Here is a 15,702-nt window from a genome sequence, read left to right as displayed (position 1 = left end):
TCTAAGCATCTCAGGCGGCTGCGCTCAGGCGAATGAAGAGCGAGATAAAAAGTTCCATTTTTGAGACTCAGGTGAGATAGTTTATGACATCTAACATGGCTCTTCTTGATTGCTCGCTTGGTATAAGCGGACCACTCTTTTTAGGGGCGCTTGTAGATGCTGGTCTAGATGTGGCGCACCTCAATAAAGCCCTCTCTGCCTTACCATCGCCCCTGGCCTCTTTTACCATTACTGCTCACAAAGAGTATAAAACTGTGAGCGGCACCCTTGTTCGTATTGATGTAGGAGAGCAAGCGGGATTGGCTAGTTGGCGGCTCGCTACAACTGAGGCATTACTTGAGCGGAGCGCGCTCCCTGAGTGCGTACGGCGACGGGTTCTCGCGATAGTGGAGCGTATGGCTCAGATCGTAGGGAGAACGCGAGGCATCCTTCCCGAAGATGTCACGCTACCTCGATATGAATGGCTAGTCATCCTCATTGCGGTGACGCTCGGCGTCGATATGCTCAAGCTTGAACGTGTCTACGCTACGCCTCTTCCCATGCTGACTGGTTCCTATGTTAGCGAGGATGGTGAGCGTGTGCCACTTGTCAGCCCTGAGACCGTGGCACTCCTGGCTTCTGTTCAAGCGCCCTGGCGTATGGCTGAGGGGGCTGTTGAACTTATCTCCTTGGAAGGTGCCGCACTCCTGGCGGAATTGGCAACCTTTGAGCATGTGCCCAGCTTTGTGATTACAGGGGCTGGCTATGGTCTTACCCCTCAACATTCGGGCAGCCTGCGTCTGTGCCTTGGATATCTTCAGGAGGCACAGAAGATCTCTACTGAGAATCGAGAAGGGCTTGCCGATACCGACGAGGTGACCGTGATTGAGACTAATATTGATAACATGAGTGGTGAACTGTTGGGTGCACTCATGGATCATTTGTTGACGCTGGGTGCGCTTGATGTCAGCTATACGCCAATGCAGATGAAGAAGAATCGGCCCGCTACCCTTGTTCGTGTCATCGGGAAACCTGAGGATGGCGAACGTCTCTCTATGGCTTTATTGCACGAAACCACTACTCTTGGTGTGCGTATGCAGCGTATGCAGCGCCTTAAGGCCCGGCGTGAGCAACGTAGTCTGCAAACTCCTCTGGGTCCTCTCCTTGTTAAAGTCAAACTCCTGGGTGATCAGATCCTGAGTGCCGCCCCTGAATATGAGGAGTGCGCGCGTCTGGCTAGAGAACAGGGGGTTCCTCTGGCACAGGTCTATGACGTTGCACAACATGCAGTGCGGACGCTTATAATAGGATATAACAAAGAATAATAACGCCGCGAAGAGTTTCGCATAGTGCTACACAGATTGGAACAACTGTATGGATTTTGTTGATTGGCGCAAAGTGCCGGATCGAGCCAAGAAACAGGCTGAACAGTTAAGGGGCAATTCGGGTCGCCTGGGTGGTCGCCTGTACCGTGATTATATTGAGGAAATCATCGCCGAAGCCCAGAATCGGGGTGAATTTGACAATTTGGCTGGGGTTGGTAAGCCCTGAATCTGGATGACGACGCTTATGCAGGCGATAAAGGGTTAGCCTATCGCCTGCTTAAAAACAATAATGAGGTCCCTGCCGAAGTAGCCCTGGTGCGCGAAATTGAGAAGGCTACCGCGAAGCTTGAGGAGAAACTTGAGCCGATAAAGCGCCGCTATCAAACCTTGCGTGCTCGCAACTTCCCGCCTTTGCGGCGTGAGAAACAGATCTTTAACACGGATTTGGAGAAAGTGACTGCTGAGTACGAGGAGGCGCTGCGGGCTGTAAACAAGCGTATTTTAACGCTCAATGTCAATACCCCTCCCGCTATGCATCAGCCATTGATTCAGGTTGAGAAGCGGCTCCAACAGTTCCGTGAAGCCTGTTCTCCCTTTGACCTCTAAATGCATCATATGAGCCTGACAAAAAGGGGTGGGAACATATATCATGTTCCCACCCCTGGAGAAAGCCGATGACGAGACTCGAACTCGTGACCGCTCATTTACGAAACGAGTGCTCTACCAACTGAGCTACATCGGCCTGTCTGGATGAGGCTTAACAAGCATTCCCCATCTCGCTGACGGTTACGATTATAGCGCCTCCCCTGTCACCTGTCAAGTATTTTCTTGCCCACTTTCGTGCTTCGTTAAGGTCATCCTTTCGAGCATATTTTTGCTTCTGTGATGCCATGGAGTGAGGACTCGTCTATTGGTTTGTGGTGAGTCAAGGGAGCGACGAGGGGAGAATGTGATACCCACGGAGGCTTTCGTTTGCGCTCGACAAGCATAGGCAGGTATGATAAGATAAGTGGCGATATTCAATTTTTCAGCTAGTTGGGAGCTTCATATGCGTACCTTACTGGTCGCTACAACTAACCTTCATAAACTCGATGAGTATCGTGCGATCTTCGCTGACCTGCCTTTCCAACTTTTGTCACTCAATGATATCCAACTAGATCTTGATGTAGAAGAGACTGGAACTACCTTTGAGGAGAATGCCAGACTCAAAGCTCTGGCTTATGCCAGCGCGTCTGGCTTGCTCACGCTTGCCGATGATTCGGGCCTGGAAATCGATGCATTGGGTGGAGAGCCTGGCGTCTATTCAGCACGCTTCGCGGGCGTGGATACTCCTTATCCCGAACGCTTTCGCCTTATTTTTGCCCGCATGCAAGGTCTCGCGCTTGAACAGCGCTCGGCGCGTTTCCAGTGCGTTATTGCTCTGGCTGAGCCAGATGGACTACTGCGTATTGCCTCTGGCACGATAGAGGGCTTGATTACTGAGGCACCGCGTGGTGTGCATGGTTTTGGTTATGACCCTATCTTCCTGGTTCCTGAACTGGGAAAAACGAATGCTGAATTAGCGCCTGAACAGAAGAATCAGATTAGTCATCGCGCTCACGCTGCACAGCAGGCTCGTCTACTTCTCGCGCATTGGCCCCAGGCTTGACCCTCGCATAGCCATGGCTCACTGAGGTCAGCGCGGAAGAGTTCTTGGACTCGCGAGTCCTGGCTGGTCTATTTATGACATGTGATTCCCTATGTCATGGTTAGGTCTAGCAATACCATATCATATCGGAGCCGGGCGGTGTCTGCCTGGTCCTCTTACCAGCAGATCATAAGGAATTTGTATTTATGGCGAAAAAGTCGGCCATTCGTGTCGCTCTCGACCTGGAAACAACAGGTCTTCATGTTGAACAGGATGCGATCCTAGAAGTTGCCGCTATCAAGTTTCAAGGCACTGAAGTCTTAGATACGTTTGAAACGTTTATCTCGCCAGGGCGCTCCATTCCCTATCGTGTGCAGCGCCTGACCGGTATCAAGCCTGATCTGCTCGTTGGTGCTCCTCCCTTTGACCGCATCTCGCGCCAGCTTCACCATTTCCTCGGTGATTACCCCATTGTCGGCCATAGCATCCCCTTTGATGTGAGCTTCTTGAGGCGCTGGGGATTGGCGCGTGCTAACCCGATGATCGACACGTTTGAGCTAGCCACCGTGATGCTTCCATCACTCGCTAGCTATAACCTGGGACAGGTCGCACACTCCCTTGGCATTCTGGTGCCTGAAGATCGACACCGCGCGATGGTGGATACTGTACTAGCGATGAAGGTTTTCCTGGCTCTTTACGAGCGCTTGCAGGAAGTAGACCTGACCCTCCTACAAGACCTTGCGCACCTGGATGCGCCTCGCTCCTGGCCGCTCCTTCATTTCTTCCGTCATGAATTACGTGTGCGCCAGGAACAAGATGGTGAGCATAATCTTAGACGCGGAATTCTTGGCGACCGGCTTGCGGCACAATTGGAAATGGACCCACGTGTGCTCTCTTTCTCTATCTCTCGCCAGAAGCAGCAGGGGACGTCTCAGGTTGAGACTCTCCCTGTAGACATTCATACTCTCAAATCGTCAACTAGTGAGGGTACGGAGCAGACACATGAACCCATATTAGCCGAAGCTTCTCCTATGCAGGAGGCTATCCATGATGCTTTTGCGCAACAGAAGCCGTTGCTGGTAGAGGTTACCACAGGGGATAAAGAGTATACACCTGCCCTGTGGCCTGCTCTACAATGGCTTCAAGCCACATCTGAGGATGAGAAATCGCCACGTCGCCTGGTAATTTCCTGCTCCAATCAACAGAGTGCACGCCGCCTGATGGAGTCTATTTTGCCACGCCTGCAAGAGCGCCAGGGCGAGTCTCTACCGGTGGCCTACCTTGCCGAACGTGGTGGCTATCTCTGCTTGCATCGTTGGTTTGGTGCGGCTCTACGCCGTACTAGTGGCGAGTTAACAGCCGAACAGGCACGCGGTCTGGCGAAGCTTGGCCTCTGGGCACAGCAGACCCTGACTGGTGAGCGACGTGAGCTGACACTGCTCCCCCAGGAGTCAGCGGCCTGGGAGCGCATTTCTTCTGGCGTTGAGCGCCTTCCAGCGGTAGACCCACGTGCTGGCTCTATCTATCAACGCTGTACCTATCGACGCAAAGGTCTCTGTTTCGTGAATCTGGCTGAGGAGCGTGTAAAGAAGGCTCGCATCGTTGTGACAACGCACTCCGCCCTCTTTGATGACCTCTCTTCCTCACAATCTCTCCTTACAGATATTAAGCAGCGCTTGATCCTTGATGCCGACTTGCTTGATGAGGAATGCGCGCGTTGGAGCGGCTCTGAGTTGCAGCAGGCTCACCTGTTTAATCTACTTAACACGCTTGGCGCTGAACTTCCCAATGGTCGCTATCAAGGATTGCTTGCTCTGGCTGCCCCCTCCCTGCGCGAAAATGGACCAGGAGGCCTCTCCTCAACGTCAACCATTGCTAAAAATGAGCTAGATCAGCGCATGCTTGGCTGGTATCAGGCCCTGAAGCAGGCACAGATTGCGGTAGAACAGCTCTTCAACTCTTTTTATACCTTAATTGAGGAGGCGAAGCAGCAAGGGAATGGAAAGGGCAAAGGCGAGAGTGCTGGTCGGACGGGCGCGCGCACCCCTGACCGTGGAGATCAGCCCTTGCGCCTGAGTATGCACACACGACAGGTTGCCGCGTGGGGTGACGTTGAGCGTGCCTGGAAGCAGACAGCCAATCGCCTGCAAGTGGTGATCGATCTCGCGTGCCAGGCGGAGAAGCTCATGCTTGCACCTCGTAAAGGAGGGCGTGTTGAGAAGGGAAGCGGCGAAGAGAGCGCGTTGGCATCAGAACTTACCGCTGTCGCCTCTGAACTTAGGGCGCTGAAGCGCCTGGGCGAGCAAGCGCTTGCTCCTGGTGAGAGTGAGTATGTGTACTGGCTGCGTGTACCTCCTATGCCTGCTTCCAGTAACCAGCGTCAGCAAAGCCAGAGTAATGCTTCGGTTGAGCATGCCGCACCCGTTCTCCATACGCAACTGATACAGACCTCCGCTCTGTTGCGCCGCCTCTTGCAAAAGGAGACAGGAGGAACAGTCTTCGCGGGGACTGCGCTTTCCGTCGATCACTCCTTTGCCTTTGCACAGGGGCGTCTGGGGCTCGATAGTGAGCTGTGTGCCACGTACTCGCTCGAAGCCGCGCGTCAGGACCAGACGCTCCTCTATCTCATGGATGATGTGCCCGAACCCAATGTTCCGCAATATCAGCGCCATCTCGATGAGACCATTGTGCAGGTTGCGGGTGCTTTGGAGGGGCAAACCGTCGCGCTCTTTACTTCGCATGCCGCATTACGAAGTACCTATGCTACCATTAAGCCTTTGCTAGAGTCGCGTGGTATCCTGGTTTTGGGGCAGGGCATTGATGGCTCTCCGCGCCACCTGTGGCAGATCTACCGCGACCAGGAACGTGTTGTGCTGCTGGGAACGGGCTCATTCTGGGATGGCCTTGATGACGTAACCAGGACGCCTGTCTGCCTGATTGTCTCGCGCTTGCCTATGCCTGTCCTGAGTGACCCGCCTATCGCGGCCCGTGCCGAGCTAATCTCGGATCAGTTGCATAATCTGACTGTGCCTTTGGCAGCCCTGCGTGTACGCCGCGCGCTTAACAAGATCGCCTGGCACGATGGCAAGCGTAACGCTGTCATCCTCTTTGATAAGCGCGTCATTTCCAAAGAGTATGGTGAGATGGTGCTCCATAGTCTTCCTCGTTGTTCGCAGCGGCGTGGAGGTGCTTCACGGGTATCTGAGACCGTGCTTGACTGGTTGACTGTGACGGGAGCATGGGATTAAACTGTAGCATAAAGTACATTGTGTTTGACCTATTTTGCTGCTTACCCTATTCCGAAAGGATCTCTCATGGCCCTGGATACCACTGTTACCTCGCCACGTAACTTACGTGTCGTGTATGGTTCTTGCCCTCACGATTGTCCCGACTGTTGCGCCCTGGAGACGCGTGTCGATGAGCAGGGGCGCGCTGTTAGTGTGCGCGGTCGAGCCGACCATCCGATTACCCAGGGCTGGCTCTGCGCCAAAGTGAACCGTTACCTGGAGCGTGTCTACCATCCTGAACGCCTGCTTTATCCCATGCGGCGTGTTGGACCTAAAGGAAGTGGGCAATTTGAGCGTATCACCTGGGATGAGGCCATTGCCGAGATTACGCACCAATGGCAGAGGATCATTGATGAGCATGGGGCGCAATGTATCCTGCCCTATAGTTATGCCGGAACGTTGGGTATGGTCCAGGGAGCCGTAGCCGATACTCGCCTCTGGAATCGTATGGGTGTCTCGGGCCTTGAGCGTGCCATCTGCGGGCATGCCGCCGAAGAGGCAGTACAACTCATCGTTGGCGGTCGGCTCGCTCCCTCGCCTGAGACGCTGGTTGAAAGCAAGCTGATTCTTATATGGGGAGTAATCCCGCCAGCACCGCACCCCATCTTATGCCCTTCCTGCGCCAGGCCCAGAAGAATGGTGCGCACATTGTTGTGATTGATCCCGTACGCACTCTGACGGCACGCTCTGCCAATCAGCATATCCAGCCTTATCCTGGAACCGACGCCGCGCTAGCCCTGGCGATGATGCATGTCATGGTCCATGAGAACCTGCATAATCAGCAGTGGATTGATGAGCATACCCTGGGATGGGAACACCTGCTGCAACGTATTGAGGCGTATCCACCGGAGCGCGCAGCCCGCGTTACTGGTCTGGCTGTGGAGACTATCGTTGATCTTGCTCGCCGCTATGCTACGAGCACACCCGCGATGCTTCGTTTGACGGATGGGATCAATCGGCACACCAATGGTGGACAGACGGTGCGTACCCTTCTCTGCCTTCCCGCTGTTGCCGGGCATTACGGTACGCGCGGTGGTGGTTTGATGTATAGCACCAGCGATTGGGTGCGATGGGATAAGCTCACCCTTGGGCGTGGGCATGAGGCAACCTGCCCGACAGTGCCACGTATGCTCAATATGAACCGCCTGGGCGCGATCCTCACTGGTGAGGCCAATCCCCCTGTTTACTCGCTCTATGTCTACAATGCCAATCCCGCTGCATCATCGCCGAATGCGGGCAAGATCGCCGAAGGCCTGATGCGCGAAGATCTCTTTACTGTAGTTCACGACCTTTTTGAGACCGATACCGCGCGCTACGCCGATATCCTGCTTCCAGCAACAAGCCAGTTAGAGCAGCGTGATCTACATAAGCCTTATGGTCACCTGAATCTGCACTATAATATGCCTGCCATTGAGCCGTTGGGCGAGGCTCGAAGTAACTGGGATGTGATGCGGGCTCTCGCACGGGGTATGGGCTATGAGGAGCCCTGGCTTCAGTCCGAGATCGATGAGATCATCGAGGAAGTGCTGGAAGCGACCGCACGTACGAATCCTTACCTTGAAGGTATTACGCTGGAGCGTTTGCAGACCGAAGGGGCAATTCCTCTGGCGATTCCCGAAGAGGAGCGCATCCCGTTCGCGCGACATAAGTTTAGCACTCCTTCTGGCAAGGTCGAGTTCTACTCGGAGCAGGCTGCCGCGAATGGTTATGATCCTGTGCCTGGTTGGGTTCCAGAGCAGGAATCACATATCCGTGAGGATGCTATTGAGGTCGTAGATGAGCGGTTACCATTGGTGAGTGCCGCCGCGCACCATTTTATTAGTTCCTCCTTCGCCAATGTGGAGACGCTCAAGGCGAAGGAGCGCGTGCCGCGTCTCACTATCCATCCACGCGATGCGGAGAAGCGCGGCATTCGGAGCGGTCAACTCGTCCGTGTTGGCAACGAGCGTGGATGGTGTCAGTTGGTTGCCGAGGTGTCCGAGGGGGTTCGCGAGGGTGTGCTCTCAACTCCTACCGTCTGGTGGCCTAAATTTAGCCCTGATCAGCGCAATATCAATTGGACAACATCGGATCGTCTCGCTGATTTCAATGGTGGAAGCACATTCTATACCAACATGGTCCTGGTTGAACCAGCAAAAGAGGTATAACATGGTCTCTGTATGCTATAATCTTTTACAGTGAGATTAGGATTTACACGTTTATAGGATAACTGGCAAGCTTAGACCTTTGAACTGTTTCTCATAAAGAGAGTATTATGGTGCGCATGAGGTACTGTTGAAAGGTCTCTTGCCTAGCCAAGGCCATACACTGAGCCATCGGTGCGATGTGTCGTAGAGCGTTTCTCAAATAGATGCCGTTAAGGCTCATCAAGAAACAATTTACGGGAATCAATACGTGTTTACGCGTTTTGAAAGGTAGTACGGCCGTCATGCAGATGCATGTACAAGGAGATCTTACGCACGTCTATCGCGATGTTCTGCGTTCTCTTTCTGAGATTTGGACATCTTTGCATCAACATATAGATGTAGACGTCTTGCTCGCACAAATTGCTGACGCAACCTGCGAGGCTCTCGGTTATCGTTATAATGCTCTCTACCTGTTAGATGCGCTTCATAATAGCTTTTATGTTCGCGCGACCTCTTCAAGTTTGCCTCCCGAATATGATACCTATCTTCGCCAACATCCCATGCCTGCCACTGTGGCGGATCTGCTCATGCAGCCTGGCTTTCAGCATTGTAATTCATATTTGATTCCTGGTCGTTCTGAGGTCTGGCGAGATGTTGGTGTTGCGGCGCACTTTGTCGTTGTTCAGGAGGGAGAACCTGTCCGTACTATCTCGCATACCACGGAACAGCTTGAGGAGCCACGTGAGGAGGGGCGCTGGTATAGCGATGATCTATTACTGGTTCCGCTACGCAAAGCCGACGGTACAATTATCGGCTTCCTGACACCTGATGCTCCACTGAATGAACTGCGTCCCACGACAGAAACAATGGAGGTTTTAGAGGTTTTTGCTAATCAGGCAACAAGCGTTATTGAATGGGCTCAGTTATATGAGGAGGCTCGCCAAAGTAGCCAGGAACGCGCAGCCTTGATCAAGATTGGGCGCGCGCTCTCCTCTCCTGAAGCGTTACGTGACCTGAGCACAGTCTATCAGGTACTTTATGAGCAACTCTGCCTTGTCATGCCTGTCGACGCTTTCTATGTCCAGCGCATGGATCTTCTCCGGGATGAGTTTACAATGGATTTCTTTATAGATGAAGGCGTGCTCTATCCCCCCACTGGAAGAGTATTTTCTTCTATTATGCCCTGGATACGCGAGATGCTGAATAATCATCTTACACATAGCTTCTCTACCTCTGAAGAGTATGGAGAATTTGTGCGCGAACATACACCCAGGCGTGAGGTCTTACTCATAGGAGGTAAACGTCTAAGCGAATCGTTGCTCTTCGCTCCCATATATTATGGTACGCGTGTCATTGGGATGCTTTCAGTGCAGTCTTATCAGCGTCATTCCTACACGTCGCGCCACCTGGAAATGGTCAAAGAGATTGCCTTGCAGTCTGGTATCGCCATTATGAATGCTCGCAGATATAGTGAGTTGAATGACGCTATGCGCCAGGCTCAGGATTCTGAGAACCTCAAGAATCAATTCTTAATGACTGCCTCGCATGAGTTGCGCACTCCCCTTACCGCCATCCAGGGGTATCTGGAATTGCTGAGCACACATAGTGCCACCCTCGATGAGAGCCGTAAGCAGCGCTTTATCGCGAACGCGCGCCGGGCCTGTGATGAGTTGATCTTGCTGCTAGGCAACGTTATGGATACCAGCCGCATCGATCAGGAGTGGGTATCGCTCAAGCGGGATGCTGTCTCCATTACCAGTGCCGTGCGCCAGATATTAGAAATCCTCGATCCAATTATTTCGCGTGAACGGCGCGAAATTACCCTTGCGCTAGAGGATGACCTCACTGTTTGGGCAGATGACCTGCGTTTGCGGCAGGTGCTCATGAATCTTGTTAGCAACGCCTTGAAGTATACCCCTCCCGCGACTCGTGTCGCTATTGGGATGGCTCATATCTCCCGCGAGGAGATCGTCAAACGCGTAGCGAGCGCGCAATCTGGCGCTCAAGTGGATTTGCCGGATGGGCGTTATGTCCTTATCTGGGTGCGTGACTGGGGGGCAGGTATTAGCAAGAGAGAGCAATCCAAGCTCTTTACCAAGTTCTCACGCCTGGCTGGCAAGGCAACTCAGTCTCAGCGTGGTTCTGGTTGGGGCCTCTATCTCAGTCGCAAACTGGTTGAAGCCATGAATGGCTCTATCTGGCTTGAAAGCTCTGGCCTGGTTGGCGAAGGCTGCAATTTCTTGATCGCCCTCCCGGAGGTCGAACGCAAATCGCCTGCCAGTTAATCGAAACTGGCAGGCGATTTGCGTCTACATGCTGTCATAGCAGGCGGCAAACAGATAATTACAGTGGCATTCAAGAGGAATTTCGCTTGCGCGATGCTTCTTCGCGATCATCATTGACCAGCGTCAATGGGAGATGCCTTGCGTTTGCTCCTCTTGCTCCTGCTTGCCTATGCGTCCATAGATGTCGTCAAGAACGCGTAGAGCAGAGGTGACATCGTACCGTTCAAGGATAAGCTCGCGAGCATTATGTGCCAGGGTGCGTTCCAGTTCTCTATCCTGTAGTACTCTGGCACAGGCCTGGGCTAAATCTTGAGGTGTATCGGCTATGAGTAGATGTTCTCCATCGCGTATTGCTAGCCCTTCGCAACCTACTGTGGTTGAAACGACGGGCACTCCCATTGCCATAGCCTCTAGAATTTTTACTCGCACGCCCCCTCCTGAGAGGAGCGGTACCATTAAGACGCTTGCTTCTCTCCAAAAAGGCTCCGCGTCAGCGACATAGCCATGCATTTGGACTCCATCAAGCTGCTCCGCTAATGCTTGTAATGCCCGTGGCGGGCGCGCACCTACAATATCGTAGGCCGCTTCGGGGCAGAGCGTGCGCAGGCGAGGAAAGCCATCACGTAGCCACCAGAGAATACCTTCGCTATTTGGCGGCCAGAAGAGAGTGCCAATGGTCAGAATATGCATTGGCAGGGGCGCGCGAGTGGCATAGAGCGAGGCGAAGTGCTGAGCATCGACCGTAATAGGGACTACCTCTACTGGCAAGGTCTCTCCGCCAACCTCGCGTAGTGCCATCTTGTCCTCTTCGCTCACGGCGAGCACAACATCGGCGCGCCGACATTCCTCTCCTTCCAGGCGCCGCATCAGGCGTACCTCGCGCTTGAGTAAGAGTCTTGCTAGCGGATTCCTCGCCCCTCGGCGCAAGCGTTCTACGACCTGCCAGACAGCGTTATGCTCATCGAGTACCACCGTTCCTTGCCAATCATCAGGCACAAAGCGCATCATGTTGAGCTGGTCAACGTGCAATACATCGATCTGCTCTTCGCTTAGCAGGCGTCGAACTAGGGCCTTCATATCCGAACGCTCGTCGCGGCGCAAGATAAACGAATCGTTCACAAGCAGGCTCTCCATCAGGAAGCGTGCGTCACTTAGCTTTGAGCGCTTGATGGGAAGCATTTCTACGCGCTTGCAGAAGGTGCGGAGCACGCTCGCCTCCTGTGCTTCCCGTTCACTGCGTATAAAAGTGCAGTAGGTCACGTCATGGTGCTTCGCCAGGTGACGAAGAACTTGTAAGGTCTTTACCTTGGGGCCAGCATCAGCAGGGTATACTACCACCTGGGTCAGGACAAGAATCCGCATAGTTCACGCGCTCCATAGGATGTTAAAGGATAGATACATGAGCCTGGGAATAAGGTGTTTATAACATACATCTATCTTGTTCGCAACATCCCTAAATGACCCTATTTTACTCTACTTCCACGTTGACGCCACGCCAGAAGGCGATGTGATCCTTTATCTGATTGGCGGCCTCCTTCGGTGCGGGATAATACCAGGCGGCATCGTTATTCGTCTCGCCATTTACCTCAACCGAATAGTAGCTAGCCTCGCCCTTCCAGGGGCAGGTTGTATGCGTGCTACTTTCCTTCAGGTATTCGCGCCTGACCGATTCCGGGGGGAAATATTGATTTCCCTCCACCACGACACATTTATCACTTTCTGCCAATGTAATACCATTCCAGGTTGCTTTTACCATGAATGCTCTCCATTCTCTAGCATAAAATTTGTTTATGCATCCTCCTTAGAGGAGGCTTCGGGTTGGTGTGCACGTTCAAACTATGGGATAGCGCGTGTCGGGAAGGTGGCGTAGCTTTCAAGAGAAATATGCCACCCTCTGCTTTCTCCTACTCAAGCACGAGCCTGGAAGGTAACTGGTAACGATTGGATCACAAAGACAACACCTGCTCGCACCGTAATGGGGAAATCTGGAACACGCTGAAGGTTCTTCAATTGGGCTAACATCATTGGGAGAGCGATCCTGGCTTCCAGGCGAGCCAGGGGAGCGCCAATGCAGAAGTGAATGCCATGTCCAAAACCAAGATGCCGATTAGGCTCGCGTTGAATATCAAAGCGATCTGGCTCAGGGAATTGTTCTGGATCACGGTTTGCCGAAGCCAGCCAGGGCAGGACAATCGAATTGGCCGGAATGCGCTGTCCGCCAAGTTCTACCTCGGTTGTTGTACGACGGAAAAGAAACCAGACAGGGGCCAGATAACGGAGAACCTCTTCGATTGCCGCAGGCATCAAGGCGGTATTGGCGATTAAGCGCTGCATACTCTCGGGATGCTCAGTGAAACAGAGGACCGCATTGGCAATTAGATTCTTGGTTGTCTCCTGACCTGCTGCCAATAGGAGGATACAGAAGTTTACCAGCTCGTCTTCACTCAAGTGCTCGCCATCAATTTCGGCTTTACTTAAGGAGGTGATAAGGTCCTCACGCGGGTTGCGTCTGCGCTCGGCTAGTAGCCCAGAGAAGTAATCATACATTTGCTGCCCCACTCTCTGGCGCGCACGCATCGTCTCTTCGCGCGATGTGGCTTGCTCGGTTGGCTCAGAGATGGCCCAGCGGCGAAAGATATCCCAGTCTTCTCGTGGCACACCTAGCATCTCCGCAATGATTTTTGCTGGAAGCGGAAAGGCTATATCAGAAACCACATTCATTTTGCCGAGAGGCAAAACTTCGTCTAATAATTCTTGCGTAATCTGTGTTACCAGACCATCTAAGCGCGCGACTGATTTTGGCGTAAAGGCCACATTGACCAGATTACGTAGTTTGCGGTGGTCAGGCGGATCTTTCGCCACTACCGTATCACGCAAGAAAGAGTCCTCGGAAAATCCCGGCACCGCTTCTGAAGAGAAGCGCTGATAGTCAGTAATTACCTTTTGTACGTCCTCATAGCGGAAGACCTGCCAAAGATGTGTCTGCTCGTCTTGGTAAACAGGGCTGGAGTCTCGCATCTGTTTAAACCAATCGTAACTCTGAAGAATCTCTGTGAGTGTGTGTATACGAAAAGGGGAGAAGCCGCGTGCTCCACGATGAGTTTGTGGTTGTTGCATATACAAACCTTTCTCAGCACTATCAGCAGCATGTTATTCGTCTGGGATTTTTATGTCATTCTATGACTATCAAGTCAAATTGTAGGACAATAACGTCATCCTTGTCAAAGTGAGCCGTTTTAAATAGAAGATGTACTATAGAGAGAGGCGTGTTCCGAGTAACGGGTGGGTGTAGGAATAAGAGATCACAGCGGCGCTCGGGGGGCTTTCATCCTCTGTAGGTAGGCGCAAGTTTTAGGCTGTACGGAACTTACAGCTCAATCGAGTTGGCTCTCCGCAATAGAAATCTGAGAGAATGACAGAGCACTGGTACGCATGATAGCAGTATTTGACGTGGCCTGAGGTCTATGCTACCATACTTCTAGCTGACTCTAGTGTTTGCGGGAGGATTTTTCAGATGAACTTATACGAGCAATTACACGTTGTTCGCGAGCGGCTAGAGGGAATTGGGGCGCACGACGACAGCATGGACCTGGTGGAGAAGTTGTTAAAGCGAGCTGAGCCCGCTAAAGGTGATAAAACCTCTGTAGCACAAGTACAGGTGTTGCGTCACATGTTACGGATGCCAGAAGTGATTGACAACTATAATATCTACAATGATTTACAGGAATTGGTCAGTGAGCGTGATGAAACTGAAATCGCAGCTCGCGAAGACTCGGCTCCTGCGGCCTATGTTGACACTACACGTCACCCGAGACCAAAGTCGTTCTACAAAGCGCAGAAAGAGAAAGCCAAGAAGAAGGGCTAACCTCTCGCTCTACTCGATAGACGAGGTTGGCCCTTCAATTTGTTTTGGCTGTGTGTTTGGCCCTCCGAGTTGCAGTTGTTCTTTCATCGCCTCAAGTTGAAGCTCAACGTTTTGTTGTGAAGCGATCTTCTGCAACTCTCGGTCAAGCGTATCTCCACCTAAGTAGGTTTGTTCCCCAATTACTCCTTGCTCCAGCAGATTATCCAGAGCATTAGCTCGAGCCTGCGTCAACAGGATCTTCTCTTGCGCGCGTTGCATAGCCTGATTGACCTCTTCCATCTCCCCTGAGAGCCCGCTTAAAGTTTCATGAAGTTTGACCTGGGCCTGAGATGCGTTATAGCGTGCCTTGACAATCTCTTTCTGGGTATGAAAGGTCTCTACGCGTGCTGCCACGTCCCTCTCCATCTGAATCAGGCGCTCCTTTTGCGCGCGTACCTGGGCAATTTGCTGCTCTGAGGCGTTAAGCTGAGTGACTAGTGCCTCTTTGCGTTGTAGAGCCATGCGTGCCAGGTCTTCACGTCCCGCTGCAAGGGCCTGTCGGGCCTGCCCCGTGATTTTCTCTACCTTGTTGAGTAGCTCTGTCTGCTGAAGCTCAAGCTGCTTCTCGCTGGTCGCGATATCGGCGACCGCTCGACGTATTTGCTGTACCTGTTCGCGTTGTTTGGTATATGAATAGTCCATAACTTCTCCAGGCTCCTCAGCCTTGTACAGCGCGGCGTTGGAACGGATGCGGAGGAAGTTGAGTAGACGCGAGAAAAAGCCCATAAACCTCTCCTTAAGACGATACACATAGGCCTGAAGCGAGCCCATCTCATTGGCATAAACTTATTACCTGTCACTTCATGTACGTATGCTCCAGGTCTTCTGTTGTGCCTTGAATGCTCTCACTACCATATCATACGCGAATGTGAGGCCATTTTCCAATCTCGACTGGTCATGCTGAAAACATGTGTGTGGCCCTTTCATACCCATCCTGAGGAAGAAGTGTGAGGGATCGCTGCATCGGTTTCCCGTTCTTTGTGAAGATTTGGGGAAGGTGCTGACTTGGCGGCAAAAATGATTGACAATTTCCTGATGTTGGGGTATACTACGCAAGGTAAGCGATAAGCAAGCGAGAGTAACTCAGTGGTAGAGTGTCACTTTCCCAAAGTGATGGTCGCGGGTTCGAATCCCGTCTCTCGCTCTTTTTTATGCCCAAATAGCGGAGG

At 52.5% G+C, this 15,702-nt stretch carries 12 protein-coding genes, 2 tRNA genes and 1 pseudogene; 10 read left to right on the top strand and 5 right to left on the bottom strand.

Going from position 1 to position 15,702, the window contains the following annotated elements; all coding sequences use genetic code 11:
- Positions 1-83 precede the first annotated feature (83 nt).
- The 3 genes from larC2 (at position 84) to K3T82_RS40610 (ending at position 1,910) form a co-directional block, all read left to right on the top strand.
- Entirely contained in the window at positions 84-1,304 is a 1,221-nt protein-coding gene (gene larC2 / locus K3T82_RS40620) for a nickel pincer cofactor biosynthesis protein LarC2 (RefSeq protein WP_220199198.1), read from the top strand.
- A gap of 49 nt (positions 1,305-1,353) precedes the next feature.
- Positions 1,354-1,530: a DnaJ family domain-containing protein gene (locus K3T82_RS40615; RefSeq protein WP_220199197.1), complete on the top strand. Its 177-nt coding sequence runs from the start codon at positions 1,354-1,356 to the stop codon at positions 1,528-1,530.
- A gap of 89 nt (positions 1,531-1,619) precedes the next feature.
- Positions 1,620-1,910 (top strand): hypothetical protein, encoded by a 291-nt coding sequence (locus K3T82_RS40610; protein WP_220199196.1) that lies wholly within the window; start codon positions 1,620-1,622, stop codon positions 1,908-1,910.
- 63 nt (positions 1,911-1,973) lie between these two features.
- Here K3T82_RS40610 and K3T82_RS40605 read toward each other — a convergent pair.
- Positions 1,974-2,046: transfer RNA gene (locus tag K3T82_RS40605), tRNA-Thr, on the bottom strand.
- Between the two features lie 306 nt (positions 2,047-2,352).
- On the opposite strand from K3T82_RS40605, the gene rdgB reads away from it, so the two are divergent.
- The 5 genes and pseudogenes from rdgB (at position 2,353) to K3T82_RS40585 (ending at position 10,629) form a co-directional block, all read left to right on the top strand.
- Positions 2,353-2,952 (top strand): RdgB/HAM1 family non-canonical purine NTP pyrophosphatase, encoded by a 600-nt coding sequence (rdgB, locus tag K3T82_RS40600; protein WP_220199195.1) that lies wholly within the window; start codon positions 2,353-2,355, stop codon positions 2,950-2,952.
- A 185-nt stretch (positions 2,953-3,137) separates the two neighbouring features.
- Positions 3,138-6,179 carry an exonuclease domain-containing protein gene (locus K3T82_RS40595; protein ID WP_220199194.1) on the top strand — a complete coding sequence of 1,014 codons (3,042 nt, stop codon included), beginning with the start codon at positions 3,138-3,140 and terminating at the stop codon, positions 6,177-6,179.
- Positions 6,180-6,245: 66 nt separating this feature from the next.
- Positions 6,246-7,621 (top strand): annotated as a pseudogene (locus K3T82_RS50540) (molybdopterin-dependent oxidoreductase); the annotation flags it as partial.
- Complete coding sequence (locus K3T82_RS50535; protein ID WP_420799400.1) at positions 7,619-8,365, top strand: molybdopterin dinucleotide binding domain-containing protein; 747 nt, start codon at positions 7,619-7,621, stop codon at positions 8,363-8,365. The pseudogene K3T82_RS50540 and the gene K3T82_RS50535, both read left to right, overlap by 3 nt.
- 281 nt (positions 8,366-8,646) lie before the next feature.
- The gene (locus tag K3T82_RS40585; RefSeq protein ID WP_220199193.1) at positions 8,647-10,629 is read left to right on the top strand and encodes a sensor histidine kinase; all 1,983 of its coding nucleotides are present in this window, start codon (positions 8,647-8,649) and stop codon (positions 10,627-10,629) included.
- A gap of 123 nt (positions 10,630-10,752) precedes the next feature.
- Here the strand turns inward: K3T82_RS40585 and K3T82_RS40580 are convergent, their stop codons facing one another.
- From K3T82_RS40580 to K3T82_RS40570, 3 genes are all read right to left on the bottom strand, one after another.
- A complete protein-coding gene (locus K3T82_RS40580) occupies positions 10,753-11,991 on the bottom strand; it encodes a glycosyltransferase family 4 protein (protein ID WP_220199192.1) in 1,239 nt (412 codons plus the stop codon).
- Between the two features lie 106 nt (positions 11,992-12,097).
- A complete protein-coding gene (locus K3T82_RS40575) occupies positions 12,098-12,385 on the bottom strand; it encodes a DUF427 domain-containing protein (protein ID WP_220199191.1) in 288 nt (95 codons plus the stop codon).
- 152 nt (positions 12,386-12,537) lie between these two features.
- Entirely contained in the window at positions 12,538-13,746 is a 1,209-nt protein-coding gene (locus K3T82_RS40570; protein ID WP_220199190.1) for a cytochrome P450, read from the bottom strand.
- Between the two features lie 397 nt (positions 13,747-14,143).
- Here K3T82_RS40570 and K3T82_RS40565 point away from each other — a divergent pair, with 397 nt between their 5' ends.
- A complete protein-coding gene (locus K3T82_RS40565) occupies positions 14,144-14,494 on the top strand; it encodes a hypothetical protein (protein ID WP_220199189.1) in 351 nt (116 codons plus the stop codon).
- Positions 14,495-14,503: 9 nt separating this feature from the next.
- Here the strand turns inward: K3T82_RS40565 and K3T82_RS40560 are convergent, their stop codons facing one another.
- On the bottom strand, positions 14,504-15,259 hold the full coding sequence (locus tag K3T82_RS40560; protein WP_220199188.1) for a PspA/IM30 family protein: 756 nt from the start codon (positions 15,257-15,259) through the stop codon (positions 14,504-14,506).
- A 346-nt stretch (positions 15,260-15,605) separates the two neighbouring features.
- Between K3T82_RS40560 and K3T82_RS40555 the strand changes: the two genes are divergently transcribed.
- Positions 15,606-15,677: transfer RNA gene (locus K3T82_RS40555), tRNA-Gly, on the top strand.
- Positions 15,678-15,702: the final 25 nt, after the last annotated feature.

It is taken from the genome of Ktedonospora formicarum (assembly GCF_016587355.1).
GTDB classification, from domain to species: Bacteria; Chloroflexota; Ktedonobacteria; order Ktedonobacterales; family Ktedonobacteraceae; genus Ktedonobacter; species Ktedonobacter formicarum.
This window is presented reverse-complemented; position numbering and strand designations above follow the sequence as displayed.

Excerpts from the sequence above, each read along its gene's own strand:
- K3T82_RS40570 (WP_220199190.1), bottom strand. The coding sequence starts at position 13,746 with ATGCAACAACCACAAACTCATCGTGGAGCACGCGGCTTCTCCCCTTTT.
- K3T82_RS40565 (WP_220199189.1), top strand. The coding sequence starts at position 14,144 with ATGAACTTATACGAGCAATTACACGTTGTTCGCGAGCGGCTAGAGGGA.
- K3T82_RS40585 (WP_220199193.1), top strand. The coding sequence starts at position 8,647 with ATGCAGATGCATGTACAAGGAGATCTTACGCACGTCTATCGCGATGTT.
- K3T82_RS40595 (WP_220199194.1), top strand. The coding sequence starts at position 3,138 with ATGGCGAAAAAGTCGGCCATTCGTGTCGCTCTCGACCTGGAAACAACA.
- K3T82_RS50535 (WP_420799400.1), top strand. The coding sequence starts at position 7,619 with ATGCCTGCCATTGAGCCGTTGGGCGAGGCTCGAAGTAACTGGGATGTG.
- rdgB (WP_220199195.1), top strand. The coding sequence starts at position 2,353 with ATGCGTACCTTACTGGTCGCTACAACTAACCTTCATAAACTCGATGAG.
- K3T82_RS40615 (WP_220199197.1), top strand. The coding sequence starts at position 1,354 with ATGGATTTTGTTGATTGGCGCAAAGTGCCGGATCGAGCCAAGAAACAG.
- K3T82_RS40575 (WP_220199191.1), bottom strand. The coding sequence starts at position 12,385 with ATGGTAAAAGCAACCTGGAATGGTATTACATTGGCAGAAAGTGATAAA.
- K3T82_RS40580 (WP_220199192.1), bottom strand. The coding sequence starts at position 11,991 with ATGCGGATTCTTGTCCTGACCCAGGTGGTAGTATACCCTGCTGATGCT.
- larC2 (WP_220199198.1), top strand. The coding sequence starts at position 84 with ATGACATCTAACATGGCTCTTCTTGATTGCTCGCTTGGTATAAGCGGA.
- K3T82_RS40560 (WP_220199188.1), bottom strand. The coding sequence starts at position 15,259 with ATGGGCTTTTTCTCGCGTCTACTCAACTTCCTCCGCATCCGTTCCAAC.